The sequence below is a fragment of the Streptomyces lomondensis genome (assembly GCF_014651035.1).
In the GTDB taxonomy this organism is placed as follows: Bacteria; Actinomycetota; Actinomycetes; order Streptomycetales; family Streptomycetaceae; genus Streptomyces; species Streptomyces lomondensis.
This window is the reverse complement of the sequence record NZ_BMWC01000001.1, coordinates 1271554-1284597: the sequence shown is the minus strand read 5'-3', so window position 1 is coordinate 1284597 and position 13044 is coordinate 1271554. Positions and strand designations below refer to the sequence as shown.

The following is a 13044-nucleotide window of genomic DNA, read 5'->3' as shown; positions in this document are numbered from 1 at the left end:
GACCGTAGTTCACATCGCTCACAGCCGGCTCACGATCGAGATCAGGATGTAGACGATGATCATCAGTACGAAGAAGGACAGGTCGAGCGCCACGCCCCCGAGACGCAGCGGCGGAATGAACCGCCGCAGAAGCTTGAGCGGTGGATCAGTGACAGTGTAGGTGGCCTCCAGAACGACCACCATCGCCTTGCCGGGTTGCCATGAGCGGGCGAACTGGAAGACGTAGTCCATGACCAACCGGAAGATGAGCACGATGAGGAAGCACATCAGCGCGATGTAGACGACATCCAGGACCACGCTCATGACCTCTTGCTTCCCTCTCCCCAGTGCCCTGCTGTGTAGTGCTGTTCTACTGCTGTTTCCGGTGGTGCGTCTCAGCTCTGGTTGAAGAACCCGCCCTCTGCGATGCGGGCCTTGTCCTCCGCCGTGACATCGACGTTAGCAGGCGACAACAGGAACACCTTCTGCGTCACCCGCTCGATACTGCCGTGAAGACCAAACACCAAACCGGCCGCAAAGTCGACAAGTCGCTTCGCATCTGTGTCGTCCATCTCAGTCAGATTCATGATCACCGGGGTGCCTTCTCTGAAGTGTTCCCCGATGGTACGGGCCTCGTTGTAGGTCCGTGGGTGGAGCGTGGTGATCCGGTAAGGCTCTCGTTCGGACACGACCTTGGGCATGATCACCGGTGCGTTCTTCTCCAGGCTTGCGCGTTCTTGTGTGATGGATGCCACGGGCGCGATGCGCGCCGGGCGGCCGGATTCCGCGGGGAGCGAAGCGGAACGGGCGGCCGGTTCACGAGGCGCGGACGGCTGTACGACTCGTACCTCTTCGTCCCTTTGGGGCTGATGTGAGATGTGAGGCTGATGGGACGGCTCGTGCCGCCGGTGATCCCGCTCGGGTTCCGGATCGAGTTCTGGTTCGAAGTCGTCGTCGGGGTCGAATCCGCGGCCGTCGTACCCATCGTCCTCCACGAGGCCGAGGTAGACCGCCATCTTGCGCATCGCGCCGGCCATGCTCTGAGTCCTCCGCTCTGTGGTGGATCGGCTGACGACTGCCAAGTGCCCGCGATCCACGAGGTCCTTGAATCCGCCTTTCGGCGGCAATGACCATATTTTCTGCTGTGGTCCGACTTCTTGGCGACGTTACCCGAGCCTGGGGCGGACTCCGAGTACCGCGCTGCCGACGCGCACATGTGTCGCTCCGGCCGCCACGGCCTGTTCGAGGTCCGCACTCATGCCTGCCGAGACCATGGTGGCAGCCGGATGACTCCGGCGCAGGTCGGTCGACAAATCCATCAACCGCTCGAACGCCGCCTGTTCGCGTCCCGCGTACTCCCCGGTGAGCGGGGCGACGGTCATCAGTCCGCCGAGCCGCAACCCCGGAGCCCCGGCGACGAGGTCGGCCAACTCTTCGATTCCGTCGGGCGCCACGCCGCCGCGCTCGCCCCGCCCGCTCTCACCGGCGTCCAGTGCGACCTGGAGGAGACACCCCAGCTCGCGCCCGGCCCGCTCGGCCTCCTTCGACAGAGCGGTGACCAGCTTGGAACGATCGACGGACTGCACGAAATCCGCGTAACCGGCCACCGAGCGCACCTTGTTGGTCTGAAGTTGACCGACAAAATGCCATGTAAGGGGTAGATCCGCACAAGCGGCGGCCTTGGGGGCCGCGTCCTGGTCGCGGTTCTCGGCGACATGGCGCACACCGAGTTCCGACAGCATCCGCACATCGCTCGCCGGATAGGTCTTGGTGACCACGATCAGGGTCACTTCCTCGCGCCCCCGGCCGGCGGCCGCACACGCGTCGGCGATGCGCCGCTCAACTTTCGCCAGATTTGAGGCGAGTTCGTCCTTACGGTCCGTCATGTCCTGTCAGTCCAGCCACACATAGCCCGCGAGCCGCCCGGTGGTGCGGTCGCGGCGGTACGAGAAGTGATCGCGCGACTCCAGCGTGCACACCGGCGACTGCTCCCGGTCGCGCACCCCGAGCCGTTCCAGTTGCGCGTGCACCCCGGCGCTCACATCGACCGCCGGCGTGCCCCAGCTCGTCTCGGCGTACGCCGCCGGCTCGACGGCGGACACCTCGGCGCGCATCGCATCGGGCACTTCGTAACACCGGCCGCAGACGGTGGGTCCGGTGCGGGCGACGATCCGGGAGGGCTCGGCGCCCAGCTCCGTCATCGCGCGTAGCGCGGCCGGGACGACTCCGGCGATCATGCCGGGCCGGCCCGCGTGGGCCGCGGCGGCGATCCCGGCGACGGGGTCGGCGAGCAGGACCGGCACGCAGTCGGCGGTGAGCACGGCGAGGGCGAGCCCCCGCCGTACCGTGACGATCGCGTCGACCGACGGGATGTCGGACGAAGATCCCCACGGTCCGTCCACCACGGCCACCTCGGCCCCGTGCACCTGGTTCATCCAGACCACCCGGTCCGGCTCGACGCCCAGGGACTTGGCGGCCAGTTCCCGGTTGGTACGTACGGCGTCCGGGTCGTCTCCGACCGCTCCGCCGAGATTGAGCTCCTCATACGGAGCGGCGCTCACCCCGCCCCACCGGTCGGTGAAGGCGAAGTGGGCGCCGCTCACGCTCTCGCACTGTCCTATCACGTCAGAAGGATCACTTGAGGAAGTCCGGTACGTCCAGTTCCTCGGCCGCGCTGTCCGAGTAGGTGCGCGGCGCCGGGGGGACCGGCGGGGCGACCGGGATGTCCTCGACCGGCTTCGGAGCAGGCTCCGGGTCCTCCTTCGGGGTCACGCTGCCGAGCGAGCCGAAGGACGGGCGGCTCTCGGTCTGCCGCACCGGCGCCGGCTCCTCGCGCTTGGCCGAGGCCGAGCCGATGACGTTCTCCCGGCGGGCCGGGGGCTGGCCCCCGTCGAAGCCGGCGGCGATCACGGTGACGCGGACCTCGTCGCCGAGGGCGTCGTCGATCACCGCGCCGAAGATGATGTTGGCCTCGGGGTGGGCGGCCTCGCTCACCAGCTGGGCGGCCTCGTTGATCTCGAACAGGCCGAGGTCCGAGCCGCCGGAGATGGAGAGCAGCACACCGCGGGCGCCGTCGATGGACGCCTCCAGCAGCGGCGAGGAGATCGCCATCTCGGCGGCGGCCACCGCGCGGTCGTCGCCGCGGGCCGAGCCGATGCCCATCAGGGCCGAGCCGGCCTCGGACATGACCGACTTGACGTCGGCGAAGTCGAGGTTGATGAGGCCGGGGGTGGTGATGAGGTCGGTGATGCCCTGGACACCGGAGAGGAGGACCTGGTCGGCCGACTTGAAGGCGTCGAGCACCGAGACCTGGCGGTCCGAGATGGACAGCAGCCGGTCGTTCGGGATGACGATGAGGGTGTCGACCTCTTCGCGGAGCTCGGCGATGCCGTCCTCGGCCTGGTTCGCGCGGCGCCGCCCCTCGAAGGTGAACGGGCGCGTGACCACGCCGATGGTGAGGGCACCGAGCGAGCGGGCGATGTTGGCCACGACGGGCGCGCCGCCGGTGCCGGTGCCGCCGCCTTCACCGGCTGTCACGAAGACCATGTCGGCCCCCTTGAGGACCTCCTCGATCTCCTCGCGGTGGTCCTCGGCGGCCTTGCGGCCCACGGCCGGGTTGGCTCCGGCGCCGAGTCCGCGGGTGAGTTCACGGCCGACGTCCAGCTTGACGTCGGCGTCGCTCATCAACAGAGCTTGCGCGTCGGTGTTGATGGCGATGAACTCGACGCCCTTGAGACCGACCTCGATCATCCGGTTGATGGCATTGACACCACCGCCGCCGACACCGATGACTTTGATGACTGCGAGGTAGTTCTGCGGTGCTGCCACGTCGAAGGCCTCTCGCCTCGAGTTACGTGTCGCCGAATCACCGTGACGCCCTGCGCCCCGCGACCCGACGACTGATGCCGAATGGGACGGTCCGTATCGCCGACCCGAACCCTAACCCTGAAGTTTAGGGTTACCAGTGTGTCTGTTCCTTGGAGTCTTCTGAACAGGACACTAAGTCGACAAGTGGCGCACGTTCAACGAACACGCCGAACCTCCCGTTTTTCTTTTCACCCTATGTGATCAGCCGTAGCACTGCCCAACCAGGGTGCTGGCCTGCGCGGATGTGCGTCAACTCCCTGATGACGCGGGCGCGGTGGGGACGCTGACGTCGAAGTGCCGCGCGTCCGGCGAGGCTTTCATCAGAGCGGTGAGCGTACGGGCCTTCGCCGCGCCCTTCTCGCTGCTTCCCCAGGTGACCGTGCGGCCGCCCCTCAACTCCAGCGAGATGTCGTCGTAGGAACGGACCTTGACGGTGCGTGTGTCGCGTGCGACGGCGGCCGGAACGGCACGGGCGACAGCGACCGCCTCGCGCACCAGCCGGGACTCGCCGAAGCGGCGCAGGCTGGCCGCCGCGGAGCTGGACCGCGACAGCGTCAATTCCAGTGCGGGCACGCCTTTCGGCGCCTCGGAAACCGTAGCGAAACGGACACCTTCATCGTCCACTTCGACGAACCTTCCGCCCTTTTGGACAATCAGAACCGGAGTCCGTTCAACCACTTTCAGGTCGATTCCATGGGGCCAGGAACGGACCACGTCAACCGCGTCAATTCGGGGCAATTTCTGGCGCAGCCGCGTCTCGATCGCATCGGTGTCGACGGAAATCAGCGGCTCGCCGAGCGGGACGTCGGCGGCGGCCTCGACCTGAGCCGGCGTCAGGACCCGGGTGCCGGAGACGGAGACGGTCTCGGCGCGCAGCCAGTCGGAGCCGTAGAACAGCCAGAGCGTCGGGGTGCCGAAGAAGAGCAGGGCGAGGCCCAGGATGACGATCACCCGAAGGTGGCGCCGCCGCAGACGCCTGACGGGCGGCGGGCCGGACGACTCCTGCTGGCGTTCACCGCGCTCGGCGGTGGTCGATCCGGCCACGCTCCCTGCCTTCCGTCATACGGTCCTAGCGGTGTGCACGGGCGGCGGCGATCGCCTCGTACACCATGCCGACGAGCAGGTCGTCGGCGTCCCGGCGGCCGAACTCGGCGGCGGCGCGGGACATCTGGTACAGCCGGTGCGGGTCGGCGAGCACGGGCAGGACGTTCTGCTGGACCCACTCGGGGGTCAGCTCCGCGTCGTCGACCAGCAGGCCGCCGCCGGCCTTGACCACCGGCTGGGCGTTGAGCCGCTGCTCGCCGTTGCCGATGGGCAGCGGGACGTAGGCGGCCGGGAGCCCGACGGCGGAGAGTTCGGCGACGGTCATCGCGCCCGCGCGGCACAGCATCATGTCGGCCGCGGCGTACGCGAGGTCCATCCGGTCCAGGTAACTTACCGGGATGTAGGGGGGCATCCCCGGCATCTGCTGCACCTGCGGCAGTTCGTTCTTCGGGCCGACGGCGTGCAGGATCTGGATCCCGGCCTGCTGGAGCCAGGGGGCGACCGTCTGCACGACCTCGTTCAGCCGGCGGGCGCCCTGGGAGCCGCCGGAGACCAGCAGCGTGGGCAGGTTCGGGTCGAGCCCGAAGGCGGCCCGGGCCTCGGGGCGGACGGCGGCCCGGTCCAGGGTGGCGATGGAGCGGCGCAGCGGGATGCCGATGTACCGGGCGCCGCGCAGCTTGCTGTCCGGGGTGGAGACGGCGACCTGGCTGGCGTACCGCGAGCCGATCTTGTTGGCCAGGCCCGGGCGGGCGTTGGCCTCGTGGATGACGATCGGCACGCCCAGGCGCTTGGCCGCCAGGTAGCCGGGCAGGGCGACGTAGCCGCCGAAGCCGACCACGGCGTCCGCCTTGGTGCGCTCCAGGATCTGCTCGGTCGCCTTGATCGTGCCGCGCAGCCGGCCCGGGACGGTGATCAGCTCGGGGGTGGGCTTGCGTGGCAGCGGTACGGCGGGGATCAGCGCGAGTTCGTACCCACGCTCGGGTACGAGACGTGTCTCGAGGCCGCGCTCCGTGCCCAGGGCCGTGATGCCCACGGTCGGATCCTGCCTGCGCAGGGCGTCCGCGAGGGCGAGCGCGGGCTCGATGTGGCCCGCGGTTCCTCCGCCGGCGAGTACGACATGCACCGAAATTCACCGCTCTCCGGACGAGCGCGCCGCCGAGGCGCGCCGTCGCATCGTGTTCCATCTCCGGGGACTCCGACCGGAACCGGTTCCCCCAGCCCCCCGCTTTCTACCAAAGCGGGGTTGCCGCATCGCAAGCGCCGCCCGCGCAGCGGGCTCGTCGCGCGCGAACGCGATCAGCAGCCCGATGGCGAACATGGTCGGCAGCAGGGCGGACCCTCCGTAGGAGAACAGCGGGAGGGGGACGCCGGCGATCGGCAGCAGACCGAGCACCGCACCGATGTTGATCACGGCCTGGGCCGTGATCCAGGTGGTCACACCTCCCGCGGCATACCTCACGAAGGGGTCCTCCGTGCGTCCGGCCACGCGGATACCCGCATAGCCTAGAGCCGCGAAGAGGGCGAGTACCGACAGCGTCCCCGCCAGGCCCAGTTCCTCACCGGTGACGGCGAAGATGAAGTCGGTGTGGGCTTCGGGGAGTTGGCCCCATTTCTCCACACTCGCACCCAGACCGGAGCCGAAGATTCCGCCCGAGGCGAGGGCGTAGATGCCGTGCACGGCCTGCCAGCAGTCGACGGGTCCGGACTGGGGTTCGGTGGCGCCGAGGCACTGCAGGCGCGCCATGCGGTTCGAGCTGGACGTGATGAGGACGGTGCCGAGCACCGCGGCGATCGACAGGACGCCGATGAACAGCCGGGTGGGAGCGCCCGCCAGCCACAGCAGGCCGAACAGGATCGCCGTGAGGATGATCGCCGTGCCCATGTCGCCGCCGATCATGATCAGACCGAGCAGCATGAAGGCGGCCGGCACCAGCGGGACCAGCATGTGCTTCCACTGGGTCAGCAGCCTCTTGTCCTGCTTGCGGGCGAGCAGGTCCGCTCCCCACAGCACGAGGGCGAGCTTGCCGAACTCGCTGGGCTGGATCTGGAAGGAGCCGCCGAGCGCGATCCAGTTCTGGTTGCCGTTGACCGACACTCCTATCCCGGGGACCTGCACCAGGGCCATGAGGAAGACGGCGCCGGCGAGGATCGGGTAGGCGAGGGCGCGGTGCAGTTTCACCGGCATGCGTGAGGCGGCGAACAGCAGACCGGCGCCGATCACCGCCGCGAGCAGCTGCTTGCGGAAGAAGTAGGAGCCCGGCAGCGACATCTGGAGCGCGGTGATCTGGGAGGCCGAGTAGACCATCACCAGCCCCAGCGCGGTGATCAGCAGGCTGCCGCCGAGGATGAGGTAGTAGGCGGTCAGCGGCCGGTCCCAGCCCCTGCGCGCCTGGGTGTAGAAGTTCAGGACGGGGTTGTCGCGCAGGGACCGGCGGGAGGGGGCGGGGCGCTTGGGAGCGCGCTGGACCGGGGGCCGTCCGGTGCGGCTGGTGGGCATCGCTGGTCACCCCGCCGTTCCAGGGGGGAACGCTCCACCGCGAAGGCCCCCCGGCCGCTGCTCGGGCACCAGCCGCATCCGTGTCACGCGTCCCTCCCAGGTACGCCCGGCACGACCGCCGGGCGAGGCGGACCCGGGTCAGCCCTCGGCGGAGCCGAGCTCACGAACGGCGTCCGCGAAAGCGTCCCCGCGCTTGTTGTAGTTGACGAACATGTCCATGGAGGCGCACGCCGGAGCCAGCAGCACCGTGTCACCGGGGCGGGCGAGCCGCCGTGCTTCCCGAACCGCCGCGCGCATCGCCCCAGTGTCGGTCCGGTCGAGGTCGACGACGGGTACTTCCGGGGCGTGTCGCGCGAGGGCTTCCCGGATGAGCGCGCGGTCCGCGCCGATCAGCACGGCACCGCGCAGCCGCTTCGCCGACTTGGCGACCAGCTCGTCGAAGGCCGCGCCCTTGGCGAGCCCGCCCGCGATCCACACGATCGACTCGTACGCCGCCAACGAGGCTTCCGCGGCATGCGTGTTGGTGGCCTTGGAGTCGTCGACGTACGCGACCCCGTCCACGTCGGCCACGTGCGCGATGCGGTGGGCGTCCGGGGTGAACGCCCGCAGTCCGTCCCGTACGGCCCTGGCGGGGACGCCGTAGGCGCGGGCGAGGGCGGCTGCCGCGAGGGCGTTGGCGATGTTGTGCGGGGCCGGCGGGTCGACGTCGGCGACCTCGGCGAGCTCCTGGGCGTTCTTCTGCCGGTTCTCGACGAAGGCGCGGTCGACCAGGATGCCCTCCACGACGCCGAGTTGGGAGGGCGCCGGGGTGCCGAGGGTGAAGCCGACGGCCCGGCAGCCCTCCTCGACGTCGGCCTCGCGGACCAGGTCCTCGGTGGACGGCTTGTCGGTGGCGTCCACGTTGTAGACGCAGGCGACGCGATTGCCCTCGTAGATGCGGCCCTTGTCGGCGGCGTACGCCTCCATGGAGCCGTGCCAGTCGAGGTGGTCGGGGGCGAGGTTCAGCACCGCGGCCGAGTGGGCGCGCAGGGACGGCGCCCAGTGCAGCTGGTAGCTGGACAGCTCGACGGCGAGGACGTCGTACCGCTCCTCGCCGAGCACCGCGTCCAGCAGGGAGACGCCGATGTTGCCGACGGCGGCCGTGCGCAGGCCCGCCGCCTTCAGGATCGACGCCAGCATCTGGACGGTGGTGGTCTTGCCGTTGGTGCCGGTGACCGCCAGCCAGGGGGCGGCGTCGGGGCCGCGCAGGCGCCAGGCCAGCTCGACGTCGCCCCAGACCGGGACGCCCGCCTGTTCCGCCGCCGCGAACAGCGGCTTGTCCGGCTTCCAGCCGGGCGCGGTGACGATCAGCTCGGTGCCCTCCGGCAAGGTGTCACCGTCGCCCAGGCGCACGGTGATCCCGAGCGCCTCCAGCTCGGCCGCCTGCGCCCGCGCGCGCTCGTCGGCGCCGTCGTTGACGACCGTGACGGTCGCGCCGAGGCCGTGCAGCACCTTGGCCGCCGGGACGCCGGAGACGCCGAGCCCGGCGACGGTGACGTGCTTGCCCTGGAAGTCGAAGGGCTCCGAGGAGGTCACTTGTCCGCTGCCCATCCTGCGTAGAAGAGGCCCAGTCCGACAATCACACAGATGCCCTGAATGATCCAGAAGCGGACCACGACGAGCACTTCGGACCAGCCCTTGAGTTCGAAGTGGTGCTGGAGTGGCGCCATCCGGAAGACGCGCTTTCCGGTGAGGCGGAAGGAGCCGACCTGGATCACCACGGACATGGTGATCAGGACAAACAGGCCGCCCAGGATCGCGAGCAGCAGCTCGGTGCGGGAGCAGATCGCGAGGCCGGCGAGGACACCGCCGAGTGCCAGCGAACCGGTGTCGCCCATGAAGATCTTGGCCGGCGAGGTGTTCCACCACAGGAAGCCCAGGCAGGCGCCCATCAGCGCGGAGGCGACCACCGCGAGGTCGAGCGGGTCGCGGACCTCGTAACAGGCGCCCGGGTTGGTCAGGGTGCCCGCGTTGGCGCAGGACTCCTGGAACTGCCAGACGCCGATGAAGGTGTAGGCGCCGAAGACCAGCACCGAGGCGCCGGTGGCCAGGCCGTCCAGACCGTCGGTCAGGTTCACGCCGTTCGACATCGCGAGGATCATGAACAGCGCCCAGACCACGAACAGCACCGGGCCGATCGTCCAGCCGAAGTCCGTGATGAACGACAGCTTCGTGGAGGCCGGGGTGTTGCCGCGGTTGTCCGCGAACTGGAGCGAGAGCACCGCGAAGGCGATGCCGACGATCAGCTGGCCGGCCATCTTCGCCTTGGCCCGCAGGCCCAGCGAGCGCCGCTTGACGATCTTGATGTAGTCGTCGAGGAAGCCGACCAGGCCCATGCCGACCATCAGGCCGAGCACCAGCAGACCCGAGAAGGTCGGCGCCGCGTCGGCCTCCGGGTCCAGATAGCCCGTGATGACCTTGGCCAGGAAGTACGCGGCGACCGTCGCCAGGATGAAGGCGATGCCGCCCATGGTCGGCGTACCGCGCTTGCTGGCGTGCTCGCGCGGGCCGTCGTCGCGGATGTACTGGCCGTAGCCCTTGCGCGCGAGGAGCTTGATCAGCAGCGGGGTGCCGACCAGCGTGAGAAAGAGACCAATGACTCCTGCGAACAGGATCTGCTTCATCATCGGGCGGAAACCTCACCCTCGGCACCGGACTCGAGCAGCGCCTGGGCAACGCTCTCGAGGCCGACCGAACGGGACGCCTTCACGAGCACGACGTCCCCCGGGCGCAACTCGCTGCGCAACAGGTCGACCGCCGCCTGTGCGTCGGACACGTGCACCGACTCCTCACCCCACGAACCCTCGTTATATGCGCCCAGTTGCAGCCAGGCGGCTTCCCTGCCACCGACCGCGACGAGCTTGCTGACGTTGAGCCGGACGGCGAGCCGTCCGACCGCGTCGTGCTCGGCGAGAGCCTCGTCCCCGAGCTCGGCCATCTTGCCGAGCACCGCCCACGTGCGACGCCCCTTGCCGATGGCCGCGAGCGCACGCAGCGCGGCCTTCATGGACTCGGGGTTCGCGTTGTAGGCGTCGTTGACGACCGTCACGCCGTCCGGGCGCTCGGTGACCTCCATCCGCCAGCGGGAGAGGGAGCCCGCCTCGGAGAGCGCGACGGCGATCTCGTCTGCGGACATGCCCAACTCGTGGGCGACGGCGGCCGCGGCGAGCGCGTTCGACACGTGGTGCTCACCGTACAGGCGCATGGTCACGTCGCTTGCACCGGAGGGTGTGTGAAGCCTGAACGCGGGCTGTCCGGTGTCCGTGAGTCGCACGTTCTCGGCGCGAACGTCCGCTTCGCCGGACTCTCCGAAAAAGATCACCTTCGCCTTCGTACGGGAGGCCATGGCCCGTACGTAGGGGTCGTCCGCGTTGAGGACGGCGGTCCCCTCCTCCGGGAGGGACTCGACGAGTTCGCCCTTGGCCTGGGCGATCTGCTCGCGGCCGCCGAACTCGCCGATGTGGGCGGATCCGACGTTGAGCACCAGGCCGATCTTCGGCGGGGTCAGTTCCGTGAGGTAGCGGATGTGTCCGATGCCGCGGGCGCCCATCTCCAGGACGAGGAACCTCGTCTCCTCGGTGGCGCTGAGCGCGGTCAGCGGCAGCCCGATCTCGTTGTTGAGCGAGCCGGGCGTGAACACCGTCGGCGCCTTGCGCTGGAGGACCTGCGCGATGAGGTCCTTGGTGCTGGTCTTGCCCGCCGAGCCGGTGAGGGCGACGAGGGTGGCGCCGAGGCGGCGTACGACGTGCCGGGCGAGGGCACCGAGGGCGGCCTGGACGTCGTCCACGACGATCGCGGGCACGCCGACGGGCCGGGTGCCGAGCACGGCCACCGCTCCCGCCTCGACGACCGCCGCCGCGAAGTCGTGGCCGTCCACGCGCTCCCCGGCGAAGGCCACGAACAGGCTGCCCGGCACCGCCTCGCGGGAGTCCCGGACGACCGGGCCGGTGACCTGGACGGACGGATCCGGTATGTCGTGCGTCTGCCCGCCGACGACTTCTGCGATCTCGGCGAGGGAGAGGGCGATCACAAGTTCATCCCCTGGGTCTTCTGGATGGCTTCGCGGAGCACCTGGCGGTCGTCGAAGGGACGGACCACCCCGGCGATGTCCTGGCCCTGCTCGTGGCCCTTGCCCGCGACCAGCACGGTGTCGCCGGGCTCTGCGCGGGCGACGGCGGCGGCGATCGCGGCGGCCCGGTCCTCGAAGACCTGCACCTCGCCGCGCTCGTGCGCGGGCACGGAGGCCGCGCCCTGGAGCATCGTGGCGAGGATCGCGAGGGGGTCCTCGCCACGGGGGTTGTCGGAGGTCAGTACGGCGGTGTCGGCGAGCCGGGCCGCGGCGGCGCCCATGGGCGCGCGCTTGGTGGTGTCCCGGTCGCCGCCGCAGCCGAGGACGATGTGCAGCCTGCCCTCGGTGACCTTGCGCAGGGCGCGCAGCACGGACTCGACGGCGTCGGTCTTGTGGGCGTAGTCGACGACCGCGAGGTACGGCTGCCCGGCGTCGACGCGCTCCAGGCGGCCCGGCACGCCGGGTACGGCGGCGACTCCGTCGGCGGCGGCCTGCGGGTCGAGGCCGGCGACGGCCAGGGCGACGATCGCGGCGAGGGTGTTGGCCACGTTGAAGGGGCCCGGCAGCGGCGACCTGGCGGCGATCCGCTCGCCCTTGGGGCCGATGACGGTGAACGTCGAGTCCAGTCGGCCGACCTCGACGTCCTCGGCGCGCCAGTCGGCGTCGGGGTGGCCCTCGGCGGAGTAGGTGACGACCGGGACGGTGGCCTCGTTGGCCAGCCTGCGGCCGTACTCGTCGTCGACGTTGACCACGCCGAGTTTGCCGCGTTTCGGGGTGAACAGCTGCGCCTTGGCCCGGAAGTAGTCCTCCATGTCGGAGTGGAACTCCATGTGCTCCGGGCTGAGGTTGGTGAAGACGCCGATGTCGAAGACGCAGCCGTCGACGCGGCCGAGGACCAGGGCGTGGCTGGAGACCTCCATGGCGACCGCCTCGACGCCGCGCTCGCGCATGACGGCGAACAGGGCCTGGAGGTCGGTGGCCTCGGGCGTGGTGCGCTCGGACTTGATGCGCTCGTCGCCGATGCGCATCTCGACCGTGCCGATCAGGCCGGTCGACTTCACGGTCTTCAGGCCGCCCTCGACGAGGTAGGCGGTGGTGGTCTTGCCGGAGGTGCCGGTGATGCCGATCTGGAGCAGGTCCCGGCCGGGGTGGCCGTAGATCGTGGCGGCCAGCTCGCCCATCTGCGCGCGCGGGTCGTCGACGACCAGGACCGGCAGCCCGGAGGCCGCGGCGCGCTCGGCGCCGGTGGGATCGGTCAGCACGGCGGCGGCGCCCAGGCCCGCAGCCTGGTCGACGAAGTCGGCACCGTGCAGCCGGGCGCCCGGGAGGGCGGCGTACAGATCGCCGGGGCGCACGGCGCGGGAGTCGTGGGTGATGCCCGTGACCTCGGCGGCGCTCTCCGGCGCGGGGGCACCCAGCTGATCGGCGAGTTCCGCGAGGGGTGTGGCGGAGACCTGCACCGGCCTGGGCGGCCCGGGGTATGTCACGGGATGGCCCTTCTGGGTGGTTTGGGACTGATCAGCGTGTGGCACGGCGGTGAGCGTACCGG

The 13044-nt window shown here is 70.0% G+C and carries 12 protein-coding genes; all 12 read right to left on the bottom strand.

All coding sequences use genetic code 11. The features are described 5' to 3' along the window. Positions 1-18: 18 nt before the first annotated feature. A complete protein-coding gene (locus IE255_RS05550) occupies positions 19-303 on the bottom strand; it encodes a YggT family protein (protein ID WP_007448661.1) in 285 nt (94 codons plus the stop codon). A 71-nt stretch (positions 304-374) separates the two neighbouring features. Continuing rightward, positions 375-1016: a cell division protein SepF gene (locus IE255_RS05545; protein WP_190048959.1), complete on the bottom strand. Its 642-nt coding sequence runs from the start codon at positions 1014-1016 to the stop codon at positions 375-377. 129 nt (positions 1017-1145) lie between these two features. After that, positions 1146-1865, bottom strand: coding sequence for a YggS family pyridoxal phosphate-dependent enzyme (locus tag IE255_RS05540; RefSeq protein ID WP_190048958.1), 720 nt, complete (start codon positions 1863-1865; stop codon positions 1146-1148). A gap of 6 nt (positions 1866-1871) precedes the next feature. Beyond that, entirely contained in the window at positions 1872-2603 is a 732-nt protein-coding gene (gene pgeF / locus IE255_RS05535) for a peptidoglycan editing factor PgeF (RefSeq protein WP_190048957.1), read from the bottom strand. Between the two features lie 10 nt (positions 2604-2613). After that, entirely contained in the window at positions 2614-3807 is a 1194-nt protein-coding gene (ftsZ, locus tag IE255_RS05530) for a cell division protein FtsZ (RefSeq protein ID WP_190048956.1), read from the bottom strand. Positions 3808-4095: 288 nt separating this feature from the next. Then, positions 4096-4890 carry a cell division protein FtsQ/DivIB gene (locus tag IE255_RS05525; protein ID WP_190048955.1) on the bottom strand — a complete coding sequence of 265 codons (795 nt, stop codon included), beginning with the start codon at positions 4888-4890 and terminating at the stop codon, positions 4096-4098. Between the two features lie 25 nt (positions 4891-4915). After that, on the bottom strand, positions 4916-6013 hold the full coding sequence (murG, locus tag IE255_RS05520; protein ID WP_010039354.1) for an undecaprenyldiphospho-muramoylpentapeptide beta-N-acetylglucosaminyltransferase: 1098 nt from the start codon (positions 6011-6013) through the stop codon (positions 4916-4918). 6 nt (positions 6014-6019) lie between these two features. Continuing rightward, entirely contained in the window at positions 6020-7387 is a 1368-nt protein-coding gene (gene ftsW / locus IE255_RS05515) for a putative lipid II flippase FtsW (protein ID WP_190048954.1), read from the bottom strand. Positions 7388-7525: 138 nt separating this feature from the next. Beyond that, the gene (gene murD / locus IE255_RS05510; protein WP_190048953.1) at positions 7526-8977 is read right to left on the bottom strand and encodes a UDP-N-acetylmuramoyl-L-alanine--D-glutamate ligase; all 1452 of its coding nucleotides are present in this window, start codon (positions 8975-8977) and stop codon (positions 7526-7528) included. Beyond that, positions 8959-10050 carry a phospho-N-acetylmuramoyl-pentapeptide-transferase gene (mraY, locus tag IE255_RS05505; protein ID WP_190049357.1) on the bottom strand — a complete coding sequence of 364 codons (1092 nt, stop codon included), beginning with the start codon at positions 10048-10050 and terminating at the stop codon, positions 8959-8961. The genes murD and mraY overlap by 19 nt, the downstream gene beginning before the upstream one ends. Further along, on the bottom strand, positions 10050-11456 hold the full coding sequence (locus tag IE255_RS05500; protein ID WP_190048952.1) for a UDP-N-acetylmuramoyl-tripeptide--D-alanyl-D-alanine ligase: 1407 nt from the start codon (positions 11454-11456) through the stop codon (positions 10050-10052). Before IE255_RS05500 ends, mraY begins: the two co-directional genes overlap by 1 nt. Further along, a complete protein-coding gene (locus IE255_RS05495) occupies positions 11453-12982 on the bottom strand; it encodes a UDP-N-acetylmuramoyl-L-alanyl-D-glutamate--2,6-diaminopimelate ligase (protein ID WP_190048951.1) in 1530 nt (509 codons plus the stop codon). Before IE255_RS05495 ends, IE255_RS05500 begins: the two co-directional genes overlap by 4 nt. Between the last annotated feature and the right edge of the window lie 62 nt (positions 12983-13044).